15 protein-coding genes are annotated in these 12,926 nt (G+C 54.1%); 8 read left to right on the plus strand and 7 right to left on the minus strand.

Going from position 1 to position 12,926, the window contains the following annotated elements:
- Window positions 1-107 precede the first annotated feature (107 nt).
- The 5 genes from EBC_RS14980 to EBC_RS15000 all read right to left on the minus strand — a co-directional run bounded on the left by EBC_RS14980 (window position 108) and on the right by EBC_RS15000 (window position 3,752).
- A complete protein-coding gene (locus tag EBC_RS14980) occupies window positions 108-1,856 on the minus strand; it encodes a phage EPS-depolymerase (protein ID WP_013202664.1) in 1,749 nt (582 codons plus the stop codon).
- A 276-nt stretch (window positions 1,857-2,132) separates the two neighbouring features.
- A complete protein-coding gene (locus EBC_RS14985; RefSeq protein WP_013202665.1) occupies window positions 2,133-2,429 on the minus strand; it encodes a hypothetical protein in 297 nt (98 codons plus the stop codon).
- Complete coding sequence (locus EBC_RS14990; RefSeq protein WP_013202666.1) at window positions 2,426-2,770, minus strand: DUF7940 domain-containing protein; 345 nt, start codon at window positions 2,768-2,770, stop codon at window positions 2,426-2,428. Before EBC_RS14990 ends, EBC_RS14985 begins: the two co-directional genes overlap by 4 nt.
- A complete protein-coding gene (locus EBC_RS14995; protein ID WP_013202667.1) occupies window positions 2,767-3,234 on the minus strand; it encodes a glycoside hydrolase family protein in 468 nt (155 codons plus the stop codon). The genes EBC_RS14990 and EBC_RS14995 overlap by 4 nt, the downstream gene beginning before the upstream one ends.
- Window positions 3,235-3,386: 152 nt before the next feature.
- Window positions 3,387-3,752, minus strand: coding sequence for an antiterminator Q family protein (locus EBC_RS15000; protein WP_013202668.1), 366 nt, complete (start codon window positions 3,750-3,752; stop codon window positions 3,387-3,389).
- A 199-nt stretch (window positions 3,753-3,951) separates the two neighbouring features.
- Between EBC_RS15000 and EBC_RS15005 the strand changes: the two genes are divergently transcribed.
- Together EBC_RS15005 and EBC_RS25800 are read left to right on the plus strand one after the other, a co-directional pair.
- Window positions 3,952-4,671, plus strand: coding sequence for a LexA family transcriptional regulator (locus tag EBC_RS15005; RefSeq protein ID WP_231853665.1), 720 nt, complete (start codon window positions 3,952-3,954; stop codon window positions 4,669-4,671).
- Window positions 4,672-5,062: 391 nt separating this feature from the next.
- Window positions 5,063-5,242 carry a hypothetical protein gene (locus EBC_RS25800; protein ID WP_157868025.1) on the plus strand — a complete coding sequence of 60 codons (180 nt, stop codon included), beginning with the start codon at window positions 5,063-5,065 and terminating at the stop codon, window positions 5,240-5,242.
- 234 nt (window positions 5,243-5,476) lie between these two features.
- Here the strand turns inward: EBC_RS25800 and ymcF are convergent, their stop codons facing one another.
- Complete coding sequence (gene ymcF, locus EBC_RS26405; protein ID WP_422570432.1) at window positions 5,477-5,638, minus strand: cold shock small protein YmcF; 162 nt, start codon at window positions 5,636-5,638, stop codon at window positions 5,477-5,479.
- A gap of 158 nt (window positions 5,639-5,796) precedes the next feature.
- Entirely contained in the window at window positions 5,797-6,108 is a 312-nt protein-coding gene (gene fliE / locus EBC_RS15010) for a flagellar hook-basal body complex protein FliE (RefSeq protein WP_013202671.1), read from the minus strand.
- Between the two features lie 238 nt (window positions 6,109-6,346).
- Between fliE and fliF the strand changes: the two genes are divergently transcribed.
- Genes fliF through EBC_RS15040 form a run of 6 tightly spaced genes read left to right on the plus strand, consistent with a single transcriptional unit; the run spans window position 6,347 to window position 12,899 of the window.
- Window positions 6,347-8,077, plus strand: coding sequence for a flagellar basal-body MS-ring/collar protein FliF (fliF, locus tag EBC_RS15015; RefSeq protein ID WP_013202673.1), 1,731 nt, complete (start codon window positions 6,347-6,349; stop codon window positions 8,075-8,077).
- The gene (fliG, locus tag EBC_RS15020; RefSeq protein WP_013202674.1) at window positions 8,074-9,066 is read left to right on the plus strand and encodes a flagellar motor switch protein FliG; all 993 of its coding nucleotides are present in this window, start codon (window positions 8,074-8,076) and stop codon (window positions 9,064-9,066) included. Before fliF ends, fliG begins: the two co-directional genes overlap by 4 nt.
- A complete protein-coding gene (gene fliH, locus EBC_RS15025; RefSeq protein ID WP_013202675.1) occupies window positions 9,059-9,748 on the plus strand; it encodes a flagellar assembly protein FliH in 690 nt (229 codons plus the stop codon). The genes fliG and fliH overlap by 8 nt, the downstream gene beginning before the upstream one ends.
- Window positions 9,748-11,106: a flagellar protein export ATPase FliI gene (fliI, locus tag EBC_RS15030; RefSeq protein WP_013202676.1), complete on the plus strand. Its 1,359-nt coding sequence runs from the start codon at window positions 9,748-9,750 to the stop codon at window positions 11,104-11,106. The genes fliH and fliI overlap by 1 nt, the downstream gene beginning before the upstream one ends.
- A 42-nt stretch (window positions 11,107-11,148) precedes the next feature.
- Window positions 11,149-11,595, plus strand: a complete 447-nt coding sequence (gene fliJ / locus EBC_RS15035) for a flagellar export protein FliJ (protein ID WP_013202677.1) — start codon at window positions 11,149-11,151, stop codon at window positions 11,593-11,595.
- Entirely contained in the window at window positions 11,592-12,899 is a 1,308-nt protein-coding gene (locus EBC_RS15040; protein WP_013202678.1) for a flagellar hook-length control protein FliK, read from the plus strand. The genes fliJ and EBC_RS15040 overlap by 4 nt, the downstream gene beginning before the upstream one ends.
- Window positions 12,900-12,926 lie beyond the last annotated feature (27 nt).

Genomic DNA, 12,926 nt, shown 5'->3' on the forward strand with positions numbered 1-12,926 from the left:
TCAATTCTGACCGCTGCGTTTCGCAGAAGTTCACAACAATTTTTTAACCAACAAAGTAAATCACTGAAAAAGGCCGCCATTACTGGCGGCCGCTGCTGTTTTACAGGTCAAAAATAGGCGATTTTGCGGTCCGTACCGTTGATGTTGACGGTGATATAGCCCGCTGCCGTGGTGGTGGTTGGCGCGGTGGCCGCCACGGTAGCCACCGTAAGTACCCCCTTCTCGTTCGCCCCAATTCCCGCCAGCCCGTTATGCAGGCTCATCCTGGCGTTCGGTGAGGTGGTGCCGATGGTGGTGCTGTCGGTCACTTCGCTGAGATCCGGGGTAAACAGGTTACATTCGCCCGACTCAAAACGACTCGGCCCGGTCGATTTCAGGTTGAACATCATGTCGCCGCTGGCGGCTTTCAGCTTGACCCAGATTTCGGCGTAGGTCACACCGATGCGGTTCAGCTTCACGTCCAGCACCGCCGGGGAACCTTTATGCTGAATGTCAGCATAGATGGCGGTTGAACAACGCGAGATATTCAGCCAGGTCATACAGGAAGAGAGCGCCGTGACCGGGTTACCCGCCGTGCCCGTCAGGACATCGTTAGTGGCTTTACTGATCATCTCCACCACCCACTGCTGGTTATCCTTCGGCATATTGATTTTGCCCAACTTGTACCATTTGTCGCTGGTCGAGGTATTGGTCACCTTGAAGCCGGTGTACCAGCCGGCCTTCATCGACCCGGTCATGGTTGAGCCAAAACTTTCATCGCGACGCCAGCCGTATTCATAGCCTGAAAGCCAGCGTGGAGACGTGGTATCCAGACTGACTTTACCGCCGGACTGCAGATTCAGCTGGCGGATCTGCACGCGTCCATTGTTCATATTGAACGGATTGGCACAGTCTTCCAGATTCAGAGTATCAATCGTCCAGCCGCCATCACTCAGGTCGCCCGGGAAGCGCGTATGCTCAATCCACACGTTGCGCAAAATACCTTGCGTCACGCGCGGCATATACAGCGTCGCATCACCATAGCCGGTTTGGAAATTCGCGTTGGTTAACTCAATCGCCGTTGAGTGATCCCAGACACCGGCCGCGGTGTCTGACCAGCCAATATCAAACACCCGGCCATAGGTGGTTAAGGTATAGATCTGGTCAAACTTCGAATCCAGGGTATCCAACAGCTTGATGACCGTGCCGCCATTGTTTGACGCCCGGAAGCGATTAATCACCACTGACTCCCCCGCAACGATGGTATTTTCAAAAAACGGCTGCTGGTTGGTACACATCGCCGAGGTAATCGCCGCTTTATTGGTGGTGATATCCGCCGTGGCCTGGCCATTCCACGCGATGCCCTTGATGGCCACGCGCCGTGCCTGCACTTTGAATACCGGTGCGGTGGACTTGTTGGACACGATGGTGGTGCGTGGCATGGCACCATGGGGATTGTCATCGCCGTAGATATAAAAGAAGGCGGCGTCGGTCCCGGTATAATCGATGGGATTAATCAGGAACTTTCCGGCCGGGAAGCGCACACCGAGATCCTTGGCGTTGGTATTAAAGGTCTGCGCCCAGCTCATCATCAGTTTGAAGGCGCCACTGTCATCGGTCACGCCGTCACCCTTCCCGCCAAAGTGATAGATGTTGAGTTCATCCGGATCGTGAATGACGCGTTTCCAGTAAAAAGTGCTGCCGGCTGCCAGCGTGCCTGAATCATCCGCCGGCGGCGTTGCGCTGAGAAAACCAACAAAATCACCGCCGCCACGGAATGTGGAATCCTTATCGTAATAACGGCGCAGAATAGCCAAATCGCCAGCTTTGGCAGGTGCAGTTGTTCTCAATTCAGCAAATGAGTTAACTTCAATCATAATAACCTCCGGGGCAATAAGCCGTAGCGAATCGCCTAAATGAAAAATTCATTAAAGGAAAAATAAAAGATAAGTCATAACTCCTGAGGGATAAAATCACCCTTTCCCTGTGGGTGAATGGGTTAATCTTCCTTTTTAGTTGCGCAAACTTTATTCCAGGTATCGTTGTGGACGTTAATTTCCTTCACCGTCCTGATATCAATGACCTGCCAGTCCTTACCGTAAGTACGGATGGGTGAAAATAACGTACAGGAGGAGTCCTGAATAAGCTGGGGACTATTGTGGGTTGTTCCATGTTGAGTCGCGCAGCTTGTTACGAGCAGCGTCATCAGTAAGCACGTTATTACTGTCCTGAACATTTTTAACCTCCTTAATATCCATAGCCTGTTTATTGGCGACGATAGCCACGCGATCGGCTTCCTGCTTTGCCGCCGTGACGTCAGAGGTAGCTTTTTGCTGCACCTTGCCGATTTTTTTGCCGCCAAACCAGCTGGCGATTAACGCGGCAAACACCACCCCGATTGCAGCCAGCCCATGCCAGCTGCCGGTAAAAAGCGCAAGAAGTGTGCTCATGCTTTACCCTCCGTTGCCTGGCGCTGTATGGCTAAGGTTTTCTGCCGAACAAACTGGGCGATAACCGCCATCGCGACCATAAAAGAGGCGACAAATCCGAGATAATGCTGCGGCATAAAGGTCTTCACATCTTCCGGTAATGCGGTCCAGGCATTCATCGCGGAATCCGGGAATGACTGGGCCCAGGCGCCGATGGCGGAACCGGCTGACGCCAGCCAGACCGACCAGGTCTTAAACAGCAGTTTGGTATGGGAGACCAACTCGATTTTGCCGTGCTTGCTTACCCACCAGACCAGGAAAATCACCGCCAGCACAATCAGTAAAAACAGAATGAATTTCATATAACCCCCTGATAAGCATCATACGTACCGCTGCGCATCACCTGCGCCAGTCGTTTTGCCCGCTGCGGCGTTTGCCGTGCCCACAAGCTGCTGAGCATGCCTTCCGCCGCGCCATCGAAATGACCGTTTGAGATCATCACCAGCGTATTTTTGAAGGCTGCCAGACCATCAACACCCAGCTGATAGGCCATGCTGTACAGCACATCGGCACGCGCTGGATTACATTGCTTCAATGCAGCGACAATAGAAGGACGCGTATTCATCAGCTGAATTTTGTCATCCAGCATTTTTTGCATCCAAATATCGCCCACCGTTTTTGGTACGGTAAATTGATAATTAACCAGCGAAGCGTCTTTGGGACCGATAACGATCCCACAGGCAACGGTTGGATAACCTTCAGTGTCAATATAAGGCCGATCCTTATATCCTTCTTCATAGGTTAATATCTGTATTATCTTACTCATTCCCCACCTCCTCATGCGAAAACAGGCACCAGCCTGAATTCATGTAACGTGAATTCCCCGGTATTGAAAGTGCTTCAAGGGTGAAGATTAAATTGCCTTTTTAACATCATGGATCGGTAATTGCGTACGCAACCACTTTTTCTGAAAATAAATTAATTTTCACATTCAAGCGTTATATCCAGCGCGGATAACACCCCTTCGACAAAACCTTCTGCGGTCTGGAGTTGCTTGCGAATGGTGCCGTCAGCGCAACGGCGTCGGCGGGCAATGGAGCGAAGTGAAACTCTGAACAGATAGTGAGCAACCAGCAGCGCATGTTCATCAGGATGATTTTTTTTCAGACGGCTGATGCAGCTGTCGAGCAGAATGCCGTCGTTGTCACTGCAGACAGGACGGGGAACCGGTGAGGAGGTAATCAGACCACGGAAACCGGCCGCAACGGAAGAGTAACCGATACCATTGCGATCGGTGGCCGCCCAGCCGCCCCAGCTTTCCAGTAATAGCTTGATGTCTCGCATAATGACTCCTTAAATCAGCATTCAGGCAGGTAACGAGCCGATCTATTCGGCACTTTTCGTAAACACCTGCTAAGTTCAAGTCGGCAGATCTGACCCAAATATCGGGATAAATCTGCGTCATACGAAGACGTCGGATGCGTTGCCAGCGATTAGGCTGGGCGGCCAGATTGTGAAAGAGCAGTAAATCCGATAGCATTCCGTGGCGCTGAATATCCTCCTTGCTATTGCTTATGATAAATTAATAGCAATAGCTATTAACTTCGTCAATAGCAAAGCGTGTTTGACGAAAAATAGCCTTCGCTATAAATTCTGGTATATGAAACCGAATACACTCGCTTACCGACTGAACATGGCTATGTCCATGATGGGAATTACCCAGGGTGCTTTAGCTAAAGCCTCCGGCGTATCGCAGCCTACAATCTGGCGTCTGACCAAAGGGGAAGCAGAAGGCTCCCGCAAACTGGTCGACATTGCCCGCGCCCTCGACGTGAACGTACAGTGGCTGGCTAACGGCGAAGGAGAGATGCGCGGCGCCTCCGCCATTAGCGCCATTGACAAAGTAAAGAGTGGTACTACTATTTCCGTTTGGGGGCCAGATGGAAAAACAGGAGAAGTGGTCTCAGCCCCTAATGGCGCAAAGGCGAAGAAGAGCTGGCGAGCCTATATTCTTGACCGCAACAGCGGTTGCTCAGAAGCCACCGCCGGCAGCATCGTCATCATCGACACTGAAGTACCAGCAGAATCTGGAGATTTGGTGATTGCAAAGGTCAATTCCCGCCTCTCCGTATACCGTTATCTTGAGGGCCCCTCTAATGGTTTTTTGACCGTAGATGATCCCAGATTGCCCGCTGTAGAGCTCTCTGACGAGTCAGAACTGACGGGTGTTGCAATCTTCCTGATCCGTGATTTAAGACGGTAAGTACTGACATCCTGCCCTTGCAGAATGGTTTCCTTGTATCGCCCTCCGGATACTCTGTGCAGTACAGATATCATCAGTTACTCCTCGCAAATTCCCCCCTCTGTGACAGTTAACCTGCACAGGGGTTTTGACGCATTGATTCAACTGAATAGATTAGTAAAGCTTTCTATAACATCGCCAGAATAAAGCGTAAAAAAAGCGATAAAAAAACATTTTTGCGTTTAAATTCAATGACGTAAATCTATAAGTACAGTTATTTTCATCATAACCATTGATATTAATAATAACTATGGCTATCGTTTTTAGGAGGGGATATATTTATGCTGTTAACTGATTTAATGGTCATATTTTCCCTGAATGAATACCAGCCAGCCGTAAAAATCAGGAGGTTATGATGACCACGATCATCTGGAAAGCGTGCCAGCAACATGGCACCAGCAAAAGTCGTTACAAAGCCCGCCGTGCAGAAGCCCTGGCGCGGCGACAGCGCGATCGTCGGTTGGCCAGTAAGATTGCTGAAGCGCTGAGTGGGTGCAGCCAACGCGTGGTGAAATCGGTCAGGGATAAGTGAGTGATTGTTGAGGTAAAAGAGTGATTTGAGGTAAGCGATTGATTTCTGGAATAGAAAATTGATTGTCGGGGTAAGCGATTGATTTCTTAAATAGAAGATTGATTGTCGGGGTAAGCGAGGGGTAAGAGAGGGGTAAGAGCAGTTTTACACCCTGATTGCAGCGCTGAAGTGCTGGGTTAGTGACTCACCCGATTTTCATTCGCGGCAATCAAGAGTTTTTACGGTCGAAGTGTGTTAGTGAGTAAGAGTCTGAGCGCTGGCCTGCATTCCGGCTTTGCAGAAAATACAGTTAGCACCGTGGGGATTTTTTGGCGTGATGTTATGGGGCGATAAACGGAACTGACATCCATGACATGACGGGCATTTGAATCTGATAATAGGAATAGTAACCTTCATAAACTGTGAACAAGAAGAAATTACAATATCACTCCCCGACGCTTCTGTCCGAATTATCTGGGGGGTATTAGTCTTAAAAGTAACATTTATGCAACAAGACCTGAGCACATGCCCGCCGCCATGCGGGCTTTTTTGTGCCGTCACGTCTCTTACACCCGCTAAACCTGCATATTCATGATGTCAGTGTACGCACTCACCAGCTTGTTACGCACCTGAATCCCCATCTGCATCGACACCGACGACTTCTGCATATCCACCATCACATCGTTCAGGTTGATGCCTGGCTTACCCAGCTCAAAGTCCTGCGCTTGCGTGCGGGCTTCATTCTGCGTGTCGCTGATCTTGTTCAGTGCGGCTTTCAGCTCACCGGCAAAATCCGCATGGCTGGAGGCATCGGTACTCTTGCCGCTGGCCTGAATCGCTGCGGTTTGCAGCTGCTGCATAACACTTTCGATACCCTGAATTGACATGTTTTACCTTGCTAAGTGGACGGTGATTTTTTTGATGGGTGAAAACTTAACACAATGTCAATAAGACAAAGCCGCTAAATAAGCGCATAAAACACGGCTTATCCAGCCATCGAATTTCCTGATTCAGAAAATAATGGCAGCCATTAGAAGTGAAAATTTTTCGCCAGCGCATCAGGGAGTCAGTTTTGTTACGACACTACACGAAACAGTCCGGTCAACTGTCAGCCAGGAAAGAGTCATGAATGCAACTGTCACGCAGGATCAACCCGAGAAGAAAGGTCTGAACGACCTTTTTACTCGTTTACGCGCTAATCCTCGCATCCCAATCATCATTGCGGCGGCGGCGGTGATCGCCATCGTTATCGCCATGGCGCTCTGGGCTAAACAGCCTGAGTACCGTGTGCTGTACAACAACCTCAGTGATGAAGACGGCGGAGCAATCATTACTCAGCTCACCCAAATGAACATCCCTTATCAGTTTGATGATAAAGGCGGTGCATTAATGGTGCCGGCTGAAAAAGTGCATGAGCTGCGCCTGCGTTTAGCCCAACAGGGTCTGCCGAAAGGCGGAGCCGTGGGCTTTGAGCTGTTGGATCAGGAAAAATTCGGCATCAGCCAGTTCAGCGAGCAGGTTAACTATCAGCGCGCGCTGGAAGGTGAACTCGCGCGGACCATCGAAACGCTGGGCCCGGTTAAAAATGTTCGTGTCCACCTCGCGATGCCAAAACCGTCCCTGTTTGTCCGCGAGCAGAAATCCCCGACCGCTTCAGTCACCTTAACGCTGCAACCGGGTCGTGCGCTCGATCAGGGGCAAATCAGTGCCATCGTGCATATGGTTTCCAGCAGCGTCGCCGGACTGCCACCGGGCAATGTGACCGTTGTTGACCAGGCCGGTCACCTGCTGACCCAATCAGATAATGCTGGCCGCGATCTGAATGATGCTCAGCTGAAATACGCCACCGATGTTGAAAACCGCTTCCAGTCTCGCATCGAAGCCATCCTTAATCCTATTGTCGGAACCGGCAACGTTCATGCTCAGGTGACTGCGCAGATCGACTTTAATGCCCGTGAGCAGACCGACGAGAAATATCAGCCAAACAGCGACCCGTCTACTCAGGCTGTCCGCTCTCGCCAGACCAGCGACAGCGAACAGATTGGCGGACAGTATCCTGGCGGCGTTCCGGGTGCCCTTTCCAACCAGCCTGCTCCGGCGAATACCGCACCGGTGACCACGCCTGCGGCAAACAACCAGAACGGCCAAAACGGTCAGAATGGACAGAACGGCAACGCGGCAGCGGCGAATCAGGGTTCCAGCGCCAGCACCGCCAAGGCCGGTCCGTCGAATACCCGCACCGACAACACCACCAACTATGAAGTGGACCGCACCATCCTTCACACCAAGATGAACGTCGGTGAAGTCCAGCGCCTGTCGGTCGCGGTGGTGGTGAACTACAAAGCAGACGCAGCCGGTAAGCCAATTGCCCTGACCGATGCACAGTTGAAACAGATTGAAAACCTGACCCGTGAGGCGATGGGCTATTCGGACAAACGCGGAGACAGTCTGAACGTGGTTAACTCACCGTTCACCGTAACTGAAGACACCAGTGATGACGTACCGTTCTGGAAACAGCCGGCCTTCATCGACCAGATGATGGAACTGGGACGCTGGTTACTGGTACTGATTGTTGCCTGGATCCTTTACCGCAAGCTGGTTCGCCCACAGCTGCGCCGCAAGGCAGAGCTGGAGAAGGCTGCTGTTGAAGCCGCGGCCGTTGCTAAGCAGGCTCGGGAAGAATCCGGTGACGATGCCGTGGCCGTCAGCCTGTCGAAAGACGAGCAGGATCAGGAACGTAAATCTCAGCACCGCATGAGTGCTGAGGTCATGAGCCAGCGTATTCGCGATATGTCAGAAAATGACCCGCGTGTGGTGGCTCTGGTTATTCGCCAGTGGATGAAGGACGAGCTATGAGTCTCACCGGTACTGAAAAAAGCGCCATCCTGATGATGACGATTGGTGAAGACCGCGCTGCTGAGGTGTTCAAACACCTCGACAGCCGCGAAGTCCAGCACCTGAGTTCTGCCATTTCTAATATGCGTCAGGTGTCCCACAAGCAGCTGACCGATGTGCTGCGCGAGTTCGAAATCGATGCCGAGCAGTTTGCGGCACTGAGCGTCAACTCGAATGATTATCTGCGTACGGTGCTGGTTAAAGCGCTGGGCGAGGAGAAGGCCGCCACCCTGCTGGAAGATATTCTCGAAACGCGGGAAACCACCAGCGGCATGGACACCCTCAACTTTATGGAGCCACAAGCGGCGGCCGATCTTATCCGCGACGAACACCCGCAGATTATCGCCACCATCCTTGTGCACCTCAAACGTGCTCAGGCGGCGGATATTGTTGCTCAGTTCGACGAACGTTTGCGCCACGATGTGATGCTGCGTATTGCCACCTTCGGCGGCGTACAGCCGGCGGCGTTGGCAGAACTGACCGAAGTGCTGAACGGCCTGCTCGATGGCCAGAACCTCAAGCGCGCGAAGATGGGCGGCGTGAGAACGGCGGCGGAAATCATCAACCTGATGAAGACCCAGCAGGAAGAAGCGGTTATCGAAGCGGTTCGCGAGTTCGACGGCGAGCTGGCACAGAAAATTATCGACGAGATGTTCCTGTTCGAAAACCTTATCCAGGTCGACGATCGCAGCATCCAGCGCCTGTTGCAGGAAGTGGAATCCGAATCGCTGCTGGTGGCTCTGAAAGGTTCCGAGCAGCCGTTGCGCGAGAAGTTCCTGAAAAACATGTCCTCGCGTGCGGCAGATATCCTGCGCGACGACCTGTCCAACCGTGGCCCAATGCGTATGTCTGCGGTGGAAAGCGAACAGAAAGCCATCCTGCTTATCGTTCGTCGTCTGGCAGAAAGTGGCGAGATGGTGATTGGTGGTGGCGAGGAACAGTATGTCTGATAAATCTTCCTTACCGTGGCAGCGCTGGCAGCCCAACGATCTCGGGCAGTTGAACAAGCCCAAGATCGAAGAAATCGTCGAGGAAGAGCAGCCGGAAGAACCCTTCAACCGGCAGCAGTTTGAGCTGGAGCAGCTCCAGACCCAGGTGCGCAGTGAAGCCCAGGGTCTGGGCTATGCCGAAGGTCAGCAGAAAGGTTTTGCCGAAGGCCAGAAAGCAGGATACGACGCCGGTTTTCAGCAGGGTCTGGCGGAAGCACAGCAGCAGCAGGCGCCGCTTCAGGCGCGTATGCAGCAGCTGGTATCAGAATTCAACCATACGCTGGAAGCGCTGGACAGCGTGATTGCCGCCCGACTGATGCAGCTGGCGCTGGAAGCCGCGCGTCAGGTCATCGGTCAGGCGCCGCACGTCGATGGCACCGCCCTGCTTCGTCAGATTCAGGGCATGATCCAGCAGGAACCGATGTTAAGCGGCAAACCGACGCTGCGGGTACATCCGGACGATTTACAGCGCGTAGAACAAACGCTGGGTGCCACGCTCAGCCTGCACGGCTGGCGTCTGATGGCTGACAGCACGATCCATCCTGGCGGTTGCAAAGTCAGCGCCGAAGATGGCGATCTGGATGCCAGCCTCGCCACCCGCTGGCATGAACTTTGCCGCCTTGCAGCACCGGGAGAACTGTAATGACCACTCGCCTTTCACGCTGGCTTGGCGCCATGGAATCGTTCGAACAACGTTTGAACCAGTTACCCGAAGTGCGCCGCTACGGACGGTTAACCCGTGCGACCGGCCTGGTGCTGGAGGCGACCGGCTTGCAGCTGCCGCTCGGTGCCACCTGCGTGATTGAACGCGCGGACAATAATGGCGTGGCGGAAGTTGAGGCCGAAGTGGTTGGCTTCAATGGCCAGCGGCTGTTCCTGATGCCGCTGGAAGAAGTGGAAGGCATCTTACCCGGCGCACGCGTTTACGCCCGTCTGTCTGGCGATAAGCACAGCGGCAAGCAGCTGATGCTCGGCCCGGAATTATTGGGCCGCGTGCTGGATGGCAGCGGTCGTCCGCTGGATGGTTTGCCGGCACCGGAAACCGGTTATCGCGCACCGTTAATCACCCCACCATTCAACCCGTTGCAGAGAACGCCGATAACCGACGTACTGGATACCGGCGTGCGCGCCATCAACGCCCTGCTGACGGTCGGACGTGGACAGCGTATGGGCCTGTTTGCCGGCTCGGGCGTCGGTAAAAGCGTGCTGCTAGGCATGATGGCCCGCTACACCAAAGCGGACGTGATTGTGGTTGGCCTGATCGGCGAACGTGGTCGCGAAGTAAAAGACTTTATCGAAAATATTCTCGGCACCGAAGGCCGTGCGCGTGCGGTAGTGATTGCGGCGCCGGCTGACGTTTCCCCCCTGCTGCGTATGCAGGGCGCATCTTATGCTACCCGTATCGCCGAAGATTTCCGTGACCGTGGCCAGCACGTGCTGCTGATTATGGATTCACTGACCCGTTACGCGATGGCACAGCGTGAAATCGCGCTGGCGATTGGCGAGCCGCCGGCAACCAAAGGCTATCCGCCATCGGTTTTCGCCAAGCTGCCGGCGCTGGTTGAACGTGCCGGTAACGGCATTGATGGCGGCGGCTCGATTACCGCTTTCTATACCGTTCTCACCGAAGGCGACGATCAGCAGGATCCGATTGCGGACTCCGCCCGCGCCATTCTGGACGGACACATTGTGCTGTCCCGCCGTCTGGCGGAGTCCGGTCACTATCCGGCCATCGATATCGAAGCCTCAATCAGCCGCGTGATGGCGCACCTGATTGATGAGCCGCACTACGCGCGGGTTCGCCAGTTCAAGCAGTTGCTGTCGAGCTATCAGCGTAACCGTGATCTGGTCAGCGTCGGCGCTTACGCCGCAGGCAGCGATCCGACACTGGATAAAGCAATCAAACTCTACCCCGAGCTGGAAACCTTCCTGCAACAGGGCATGTTTGAGCGCAGCACATTTGACGATGCCTGTTTGCACCTACAGGCAATCTTTGGCTAACGGGCGGCCCGAGCGGAGAAGTCCGACCCTGGCGGAGGAAGCATGGCAAAACAAGCATCACCCATCGAAACCCTGTGCGGTCTGGCACAGAAAGATCTTGAGAAGGCGGCCATCCAGTTGGGTGACGTCCGGCGCGCGCACAAGCAGGCCGACGAACAGTTATCCATGCTGCTGAACTACCAGGACGAATACCGTAAAACGCTGAACAACACCATGGCGGAAGGCATTGCCAGCACCCGCTGGTACAACTACCACCAGTTTATCGAAACGCTGGAAAAAGCCATCGAACAGCATCGTCAGCAGCTTCTGCACTGGAGCAGCCGGGTGGAAAACGCCCTGACCTTCTGGCGCGATAAGCAGCAGCGGCTCCATGCCTACGAAACGCTGCATGCGCGTGCGCAGGCCAACGAATTATTACAGGAAAACCGTCTCGATCAGAAACGGATGGATGAATTTGCCCAACGGGCATCATTGAGGAAAGGCGAATGATCACTTTGCCACTTGTTGTTACTTCCGGGACCAAAACCACGACGTCCAGTCATTCCGCCTCTGCGTCAGCGTCAGCAGACGTGGGGACCGATACCACCACCGCCGCAGCCGGCGAAGCGTCCGCTGCGGGTGAAGGCACCGCTAAAGGCTTTTTGACCCTGTTGGGAAACAAGCTGCTGACCCTGGCGCAACAGAGCGAAAAAGGCCAGGCCACCACCGCCGCAGCCACCACCGCGGCTGCCGGTGAAACGGCTGACGCGGGCCAGTCTTCCAAAGCCAGGCTGAATGCTCTGCTGGCGGCGCTGGACAAGCCTGAAACCCTGAGTGCCCTGCTGCAGCCCGAGAAAACCGGCAAAGACATCAAGACCGACGATAAAACCACGGACGAAAGTCAGGCCGCCGCGCCAACGCTGAATCAGAGCGATATGCAAACGCTGCAGGCGCTGTTCGCCATGCTGCCACCCACCACCGCCCAGCCGGTGACGACACAGGCCAAAGGCACCGAATCGCTGTCTGACGAACAAAGCATTAAGGGCGCGAAGCAGTCGACCCTCGCTTCGCTGCTCGGCGCGGACACCACGGAAGAGAGTGATAAAGGCAACGTCAGCGGCAAGGCTGATACGGCCACCACCACCGCATCCACTGCCGGCGCGTCTCAGAAAGCCACGGTGGATACCAGCGTGCTGAACACCGCTTTCCAGCAGGCCATGGGCCACACGGGCAAAGAGACAGATAAAGAAAATTCAAGTTCTGCCCCCGCGTCGACGATAACCAATAATGTTATCAGTGCGGCTTCTTCACTGACCACGCCGGTCACCACTTCACTGGTGACGGCGCCGGCCAGCGCGCAGCTAAGTTCACAGCTTGGCAGCCAGGAGTGGCAGCAGGCGTTAGGTCAGCAGATCCTGATGTTCAGCAAAAACGGTCAGCAAACGGCTGAACTGCATTTGCATCCACAGGATTTGGGCAGCATTCAGATCAGTCTGAAGCTGGATAACGACCAGGCGCAGTTGAATATGGTGTCGGGCCACAGCCAGGTTCGTGCGGCGTTGGAAGCGGCTATTCCGCAGCTGCGTACCGCACTGGCAGAAAACGGCATCAACCTCGGCCAGAGTAACGTTAGCAGCGATGCGTTCCAGCAGGGTCAGAGCTCTGGCAACCAGCAGGATCCGCAGCGTAATAACTCACGTGGTAACACATTTAGTCTTGCAGCAGAAAACGACAGTGATGTCACCGCGATTGCCGTTCCAGCCTCATTACAGGCGCGTGCAGCCGGTTCCAACGCTGTTGATATTTTCGCCTGACGGTGACAAACGCATAAGCTAGTGGCA

The organism is Erwinia billingiae Eb661 (assembly GCF_000196615.1).
Lineage (GTDB): Bacteria > Pseudomonadota > Gammaproteobacteria > Enterobacterales > Enterobacteriaceae > Erwinia > Erwinia billingiae.